Source organism: Caulobacter endophyticus (assembly GCF_029543245.1).
Taxonomy (GTDB): Bacteria; Pseudomonadota; Alphaproteobacteria; order Caulobacterales; family Caulobacteraceae; genus Caulobacter; species Caulobacter endophyticus_A.
Genome location: NZ_JARQWV010000008.1, coordinates 191,920 through 200,033, shown reverse-complemented (window position 1 = coordinate 200,033; position 8,114 = coordinate 191,920). Strand labels below are relative to the sequence as shown.

The window sequence follows — 8,114 nt, the reverse complement described above, 5'->3', positions numbered from 1 at the left end:
CCCCGCTCGATGCGGTCCTCGCCACGCTTGGGCCGGTACCAAGAGCCCTCCCCATGGCGGGGACGGGTTTGATTATGAGGGCGGTTTGAGCGCGTCTGATTGAATTGGATGAGAAAGTTGCAAGCGGTTGAGTTCGTGGAACTCTTTTCGGCAATCGCCGGGGATCCACGCTGCTCTATCCCCGTCCGGCCCACTTTCCGAGCCCAACCCAACTCACGCCTTCCTCGCCCTTGTGGCGAGGATCCATCGTTCAGCCTGCTCAGACCTTTCGAGCCCAGCCGCCGCCTGAGCAGCGGCCGGCATGGGCCCTCGCCACAGGGGCGAGGGAGGCGGTAATGGGGTGAGTGGGTTTCAGAAAAAGCCTGGGTCCCCGCTTGCGCGGGGATTTTCCGGAGTGAAAACAGCTACCGTCCTGGCAACTGAAACTTCCCCCCACCGATCGCTGCGCGATCGCCTCCCCCACAGGGGGAGGATCTTCTAAGCCCCTCCGCCGGTGCGGCGGGCGATGGCGGCGCGGGTGTCGTCCTGGGCCAGGCCCACGAGGCGCTCCATGGCCTGGCGGGCCTGATCGGGGCGGCTGGCGGCGATGGCGTCGAAGACCTTCCAGTGGTCGGGGATCGGGTCGCGGGCCAGTTCGCGGTCGCGCTGCTTGAAGATCGTGGTCCAGCGCACGGCCGCGCCGATGCTGCTGGACAGGGTGCGCAGGGGCTCGTTGTCGGTGGCCTCGAGCACGGTGTCGTGGAAGTCGCGGTCGGCGGCGCGGCCGGCCTCGGTCGACAGGGTGTGCTGCTGCATCTGGATCAGGGCGTTGCGCATGCGCTCGAGCTGGTCGTCATTGCGGCGCTCGGCGGCCAGGGCGGCGGCCGAGGGTTCGACGATCATCCGCAGCTCGTGCAGGCTGGTCAGGAATTCCTCGGAGGGCTCGGCCTCGAAGAACCAGGCCAGGACCTCGGGATCCAGCAGGCTCCAGCGCGAGCGCGGGCTGACGCGGGTGCCTGCCTTGGGGCGGCTTTCGACCAGGCCCTTGGCGGCCAGGATGCGGATGGCCTCGCGATAGGCGCTGCGCGAGACGTTCAGCTGTTCGCTGGCGTCGATCTCGTTGTTGAGCACGTCGCCCGGCGCGTACTGACCCGAGACGATGGCGATGCCGAGCGTGCGGGCGATCGAGCCGTGGATGCGACCGGAAAAGCCCTCTTCGCGCTCGAACTCACCGTCCGCGCCCGTACTCTTGCCCTTGCTCACGCCGCCTCCGCAAATCACCGAACGGCGTCGCCGCCGGTTCACCGAGCGACTCTAGCGAGACTAATTGTCTGACGACAAGAAAATTCACCCGACGGCGAATGACTGGACGCTCGTCAGGCAGCGCTTAAAAGTATGATAAATCAGGTGATAGAAGGGATCACAGGGTTCTGGAAGGCTGACCGACCGCCATGCCGAGACCCGCGCGGAGGCCGACGATCCGGGTTTGACAGGCTCGCGCCGATCGCTATTTGTCTGACTAATTATAGACGAGAGGATCCTCCCGATGTCCCTGCGGTTCGTGCAGCTCAAGACGCCTGACGGCGCCCGCGCCCTGGCGGCGGTGGACGAGACGGGCGCCGCCCGCAAGGTCGGATCCGCCGACACCCTGTACGCCCTGGGCCAGTTGGCCATCGACAAGGGTGTCAGCCTGGCTGACGCCGCCCAGCCGCTGGGCGAGGCGATCGACGTCGCCGCCGCTCTGGCGGAAGGCCGCGTGCTGGCGCCGATCGACCATGTCGACCCGGCCCACCTGATCATGACCGGCACCGGCCTGACGCACCTGGGCTCGGCCGAGGGTCGCGACAAGATGCACAAGGCCGCCCAGTCCGGTGAACAGCTGACCGACTCCATGCGGATGTTCCTCATGGGCGTCGAGGGCGGCAAGCCGGCCGACGGCCAGGAAGGCGTGCAGCCGGAATGGTTCTACAAGGGCGACGGCGGGCAGCTGGTCGGCCCCGGCCAGCCCCTGACCTCGCCCTCGTTCGCCAAGGACGGCGGCGAGGAGCCCGAGATCGCCGGCGTCTACCTGATCGGTCCGGACGGCACGCCGCATCGCCTGGGCTTCTGCCTGGCCAACGAGTTCTCCGACCACGTGATCGAGCGCGGCAACTATCTGTGGCTGGCCCACTCGAAGCTGCGCCAGGCGGCGCTGGGCCCCGAGCTGCTGAGCGGCGAGCTGCCGGCCGACGTCCGCGGCGCCAGCCGCATCGTGCGCGGCGGGCAGACGGTCTGGGAAAAGCCCTTCCTGTCGGGCGAGGCCAACATGTCCCACACCATCGCCAACCTGGAGCACCACCACTTCAAGTACGCGCTGTTCCGTCGCCCCGGCGACGTGCACGTGCACTTCTTCGGCACGGCCACCCTGTCGTTCTCAGAAGGCTTCCAGACGCAGGTCGGCGACGTGTTCGAGATCGAGGCCGCGCCGTTCACCCTGCCGGTGCGCAACGCCCTGGCCCAGGACGCGGCTCCGGCGCAGGTGACGGTGGCGGTGAAGGCGCTCTGAGGTTCCCCCATTGGTCCGAGCCTCCCCGCGAAGGCGGGGACCCAAGCTGGCTCTGAGAATGTGGCGCGTTCGTAGCTAGGCCCGCAGACTCGGCTTGGATCCCCGCCTTCGCGGGGATGCTCGGAAATTGGGGACCGATCAGGATCAAGCAAAGAAAAAGGCCTCGCACCGCAGGGTGCGAGGCCTTTTCGTTTGGGCGATGGGGAACGGGCGAACCGCTCCCCTACCCGATCACTCGGCCGGGGCCGACTGGGCTTCGAGGGCTACGGGCTCTTCCTCGACCGTCGTCTTGCTGCCCCACAGGGCGTAGAACAGGACGTAGAGCTCGCAGACGGCGGTGAGCAGGAACGAGATCTGCAGGCCGAACTTGTCGGCCAGCACGCCCTGCACCACCACCAGCGCGCCGCCGGCGATGGCCATGACCAGAAGGCCCGAGCCTTCCTCGGTCAGGGCGCCCAGGCCCTTGATGCCCAGGGTGAAGATGGTCGGGAACATGATCGAGTGGAACAGGCCCACGGCGATCAGGCTCCACATGGCGGCCGGGCCGCTGGCGAAGACGGTGATGACCATCACCACGAAGGCCAGGCTGGAGAAGATGGCCAGCACCTTGCCCGGATCGACCTTGCGCATCCAGAAGCTGCCGATGAAGCGGCCGACCATCATGCCGCCCCACAGCAGGAACAGGTAGTTCGAGGCCTGGGCGTGGGTCAGGTTACCGATCTTGGGATCGGACACGAAATTGATGAACAGGTTGGAGACGCCGATTTCGGCGATCAGGTAGATGAAGATGGCCGGGATGCCGAGCACCAGGTTGCGGTGCTTGAGCAGCGAGTGCTTCTTGCGGTCCTCGGCGGCGGCGCGGCGGCTCGAACCGCCCAGGTCCGGCAGCTTGTAGCGGCCGATGACCACGGCCAGCAGCACCAGCACCACGGCGACGATGAAGTAGGGCAGCTGCACCGACTGGGCGTCGGCCAGGCGCTCGGCCTGGGTCATGACATGGCCGGCCTCGGCGTTGCCCGAGGCGCTGCGGCTGAGGATCAGGTAGCCGCCGAACAGCGGGGCCAGGGTGGTGCCCAGCGAGTTGAAGGCCTGCACCAGGTTGAGGCGCGAGGACGCCGTCTCAGGCGGACCGACCACGGCCACATAGGGGTTGGCGGCGACCTGCAGCAGGGTGATGCCCGAAGCGATGATGAAGAGCGCCGTCAGCACCACGCCGTAGGACGGGATGCGGGCGGCCGGGATCATCAAGAGCGCGCCGACGGCCATGATCAGAAGACCGGTGACCATCGACTTCTTGTAGCCGATGGCCTCGATCAGCTTGGCCGACGGGATCGAGGCGAAGAAGTAGGCGATGAACCACACCGACTCGATCAGGGTGGTCTGGGTGTAGCTGAGGTCGAACACCGAGCGCAGGTGCGGCAGCAGGGTGTTGTTGATGACCGTGATGAAGCCCCACATGAAGAAGAGGCTGGCCAGCAGGGTAAGGGCGGAGCGCTGGGCGCGGGCGTCGCCCACGCTGGCCGCGCCGGCTCCTGCAGACGTGGTGATCGGTGCGGGCATTCCCGGGTCTCCCGTGTCGGGCCGGCCGACGTCTTGACGTTGCGCGGCGATTTTTTGTCTGAGTATATGGCGGCCTGATGGTCGTCAACGCCGACAGAGAGCGCGAGCGACCCGCCTGAGAGGAAACCCGATGAAGACCTGGCGCCACGCCCTGCCGAGCCTTGCCCTGTTCGCCGCCGCCGCGGCCGCGCCCCTGATGGCTCCGATGGCGGCTCAAAGCGCCGAAATCAGCCGCAAATCCTTCGGCCAGACGCCGGACGGCCAGGCCGTCGAGGCCATTACCCTGACCAACGCCAAAGGGGTGAGCGCCACCGTCATCACCTATGGCGCGACCTTGCAGGCCCTGATCGCCCCCGACCGGGCCGGCAAGAAGGCCGACATCGTGCTCGGCTACAAGGACGCGGCCGAATACGTGAAGGCGGCCAACTATTTCGGCGGCTCGGTGGGCCGCTTCGCCAACCGCATCGGCAAGGGCAAGTTCACGCTGGATGGCAAGACCTACCAGCTGGCGCTCAACAACAACGGCGTGGCCGCCCTGCACGGCGGCGTCAAAGGCTTCGACAAGGTGGTCTGGACGGTGGTCGAGGCCAAGGCCGGCCCGGTGGCCTCGGTGACCTTCCAGCACGTCAGCCCCGACGGCGAGGAAGGCTATCCCGGCACGCTGACCGCCACGGCGACCTACGCCCTGGACGAACAGAACCAGCTGACGGTGACCTATGGCGCGACGACCGACAAGCCGACCATCGTCAACATCACCAACCACGCCCTGTTCAACGTCGCCGGCGAGGGCTCGGCCGACGGCGCCATGGGCAATGTGCTGACCATCCCGGCCGACGGCTACAGCCCCGTGGACGGCGAGCTGATCCCGACGGGCGAGACGACGCCCGTGGCCGGCACCGTGTTCGACTTCCGCAAGCCCAAGGCCGTGGGCGACCAGATCCGCGACGCCAGCGATCCGCAGATCGTCGCCGGGCGCGGCTACGACCACAACTACGTGCTGACGGGCAAGTCGGGCGGCGCCCTGCGCCTGGGCGCGCGGCTGGCCGATCCCAAGAGCGGCCGGGTGCTGGAGATCCTGACCGAGCAGCCGGGCATCCAGTTCTACGCCGGCAACTTCATCGACGGCACGACGATCGGCAAGAGCGGCAAGATCTATCGCCAGGGCGACGGCATCGCGCTGGAGCCCCAGCACTTCCCTGACGCGCCCAACAAGCCGCAGTTCGCGCCGGTGCGGCTGGATCCGGGCCAGACCTACCAGAACAAGATGGTCTTCCGGGTCACGACGGACAAATGAGCAAAAAAAGAAGCCCGGCGGTTACCCGCCGGGCTTAGTTCATTAGGGAGGAAACGCCCAGGAAGGGCAGAGGCGCTCGCGCCTCACGAGGCTGTAGTTAGCGCTACCAGCTGGGTTTTCAAGCCCCTTCCTGCGAAAAGTGACGCTTTGTCGCAGAACATGTTCATTGAACCGCCTTTAGCGAGACCTTGCCGGCGGTAAGGCCCGGGGCGGAGGCGGTGATCGTCAGCGAAGCCCCCTCGCCCGCCCCGCGCACCAGGGCCACGGCCTTGCCCTGCCAGGCCTTGCGGGTCGGCGAGGCGAAGGCGGTGTGGTCGGTCGGCGCGGCGTTGTCGGCGGCCACGAAGGCCCCGGCGCCGGAAACCTGGAAGGTGATCGCGTCGCTGGCCGAGGGCACGACGACGCCCTTGGCGTCGACCACCTGGGCGCGGACGAAGGCCAGGTCGTCGAAGCCCTTGCCCACCTTGTCGGTCTCGGCGGTCAGCTCGATGCGGGCCGGCTTGCCGGCGGTGCGCAGCGTATCCTCCAGCTTCACGCCCGGATCGCGGCAGGCCGCCTTCACTTCGCCCGGAGCGAAGGTGACGGCCCACTGGCGCGGCGAGGCGTCGGCCGGCAGGGCCTTGGCGCCCAGCCAACGGCCGTTGAGCGAAACATCGACGCTGGCGCAGTTGGAATAGACCTCGATGGTCTCCTCGTGCGGCGACAAGTCTTCCGGGGTCCAGTCGTCGAACACGGCGACCTTGGGGGCGGGCGTGGCGACGGCGACCATGGTCGGCAAGGCCGGCGCGGGACCGGCGCCGTCGGACGACGGCGGCGGCGCGGCCGGCAGGGCGTTGCGGACCACGTGCAGCACCGGCTTCTCGGACCACCACGAGGCCCGCTGCATGCCGATGATCTTCAGCGCGCCGGTGCGGTCGACGATGCCAGCCGGGTTGTCGATGTTGGGCCAGCCGCTGCGGTCGGCCTCGCCCAGGTAGTCGATACCCGTCCACAGGAACATGCCGGCATAGGCCGGGTAGTCGCGCACGGCGACCCAGGAGGTGCGGGTCTTGCTGTTCTCGGCGCCGACGATGATCCGGGCCGGGTTCTGCTTGTGGGCCGCGATCAGCTCGTTCTCGCGATAGTTCTGGCCGACGACGTCGAGCATGTCGGCGAAGCCGTTCCGGTAGTCGCCGGTCACGTTGGGGCGGAACAGGCCCATGGTCACCGGCCGGGTCGGGTCGGTGGCGTGCATGACGTTCAGCAGGCTGGTCAGGGCCGCCTTCGCCTGCACCGGATAGGCGGTGTCGTGGATCTCGTTGCCGGCGCTCCAGATCACGATGCTGGGGTGGTTGCGGTCGCGGCGGACCATGTCGCGAGCGTCGCGCTTGTGCCAGTCGCTGAAGAACAGGTGGTAGTCGCCGGGCGTCTTGGAGACGTTCCACTGGTCGAACAGCTCGTCCATGACCACGAAGCCCATCTGGTCGCAGAGATCCAGGAAGTCGGGCGACGGCGGGTTGTGGGCGGTGCGGATGGCGTTGACGCCCTGGGCCTTCAGGGCCGCCAGGCGCTGGCGCCAGACGTCCATGGGCACGGCCGCGCCGACCGCGCCGCCGTCCATGTGCAGGGCCACGCCCTTGAGCTTGATGTTCCTGCCGTTGAGCCAGAAGCCGCTGTCGGCCTTGAAGGCGGCCTCGCGCACGCCGAAGGGCACGGTCTCGGCGTCGAGGCCCGCCCCGCCCTCGCCCACCACGCGGATCTCGGCGCGATAGAGGTTGGGCGCCTCGAGGTCCCAGCGCTTGGGCGAGGCGATGTCGAGCGACAGTTTCAGGGTTTCGGTGCGGGCCGGATCGATGGCGACGGCGGGGACGGCGCCGCGGGCGACCTCCTTGCCGGACGGGTCGCGCAGCACGACCTCCAGGCCCGCCTTGGCCGCCGCATTGGCGTCGTTGACGATGTCGACGGCGATGTCGGCCACAGCCTTGCCCTCGGCGATCTTCGTCACGCTGACGAAGGCCCCGCCCTGCTCGACGTGCTGGGCGGCGCTCTCGATCAGGCGCACCTTGCCGTAGACGCCCGAGCCCGCGTACCAGCGCGAGGACGGCGCATGCTCGGTGTCGGCGCGCACGGCCAGCACATTGGGACCGTCGGCCTTGATGAAATCGGTGATGTCGTAGCGCAGGGCCACATAGCCGCTGGGGCGATGGCCCAGGTGGTGGCCGTTGATCCAGACGCCGCTGCGCTCCATCACGCCGTCGAGCTCGACATAGACCCGGCGGCCCGGCGCGGGCGGCTTGACGTCGAGGGCCTTGCGGTACCAGCCGATGCCGGTGGGAAGGAAGCCGCCTGCTCCGCCGGCGCGGGCCTTGATGTCGAACGGCCCGCTGATCGCCCAGTCGTGCGGCACGGAAACCTTGGCCCAGCCGCTGTCGTCGAAGGCCGCCGTCTCGGCGCCCTCGGGGTCGCCCTGGAAGAAGGTCCACCCCTCCGCCAGCGGCGTGGTCACCCGATCGGCGGCGAAGGCCGGCAGGGCGCAGAGGCCAAGAACGGCCGCCAGGGCCAGGCGCGAGACGCCACGCGTCAGGGAATGGGCCATCGTTTTCTCCCAGGGACGCGACGAAACGCTAATCCCACATTTTGATATTTTGTGTCATTTTATGAAAACTCAGACAAAACGCCAGCCCCTCGCAACACTTCGTCTCAAAGAGGGTGAACGACGCCGTGAACCCTTTGCCGAGGGCGGCGTTTGGCAGCCCG

The 8,114-nt window shown here is 67.9% G+C and carries 5 protein-coding genes; 2 read left to right on the top strand and 3 right to left on the bottom strand.

Features of this window, described 5'->3' with window-relative positions; all coding sequences use genetic code 11:
* Positions 1–477: 477 nt before the first annotated feature.
* On the bottom strand, positions 478–1,242 hold the full coding sequence (locus tag P7A99_RS10040) for a FadR/GntR family transcriptional regulator (protein WP_277793744.1): 765 nt from the start codon (positions 1,240–1,242) through the stop codon (positions 478–480).
* Between the two features lie 283 nt (positions 1,243–1,525).
* On the opposite strand from P7A99_RS10040, the gene araD1 reads away from it, so the two are divergent.
* The gene (gene araD1, locus P7A99_RS10035; protein WP_277793743.1) at positions 1,526–2,524 is read left to right on the top strand and encodes an AraD1 family protein; all 999 of its coding nucleotides are present in this window, start codon (positions 1,526–1,528) and stop codon (positions 2,522–2,524) included.
* Positions 2,525–2,755: 231 nt separating this feature from the next.
* Here araD1 and P7A99_RS10030 read toward each other — a convergent pair whose 3' ends face one another.
* Positions 2,756–4,084: a sugar MFS transporter gene (locus tag P7A99_RS10030; RefSeq protein WP_277793742.1), complete on the bottom strand. Its 1,329-nt coding sequence runs from the start codon at positions 4,082–4,084 to the stop codon at positions 2,756–2,758.
* 130 nt (positions 4,085–4,214) lie between these two features.
* Between P7A99_RS10030 and P7A99_RS10025 the strand changes: the two genes are divergently transcribed.
* Positions 4,215–5,378 carry an aldose epimerase family protein gene (locus P7A99_RS10025; protein WP_431307657.1) on the top strand — a complete coding sequence of 388 codons (1,164 nt, stop codon included), beginning with the start codon at positions 4,215–4,217 and terminating at the stop codon, positions 5,376–5,378.
* A gap of 163 nt (positions 5,379–5,541) precedes the next feature.
* Here P7A99_RS10025 and P7A99_RS10020 read toward each other — a convergent pair whose 3' ends face one another.
* A complete protein-coding gene (locus tag P7A99_RS10020; protein WP_277793741.1) occupies positions 5,542–7,953 on the bottom strand; it encodes a glycoside hydrolase family 2 TIM barrel-domain containing protein in 2,412 nt (803 codons plus the stop codon).
* Positions 7,954–8,114: the final 161 nt, after the last annotated feature.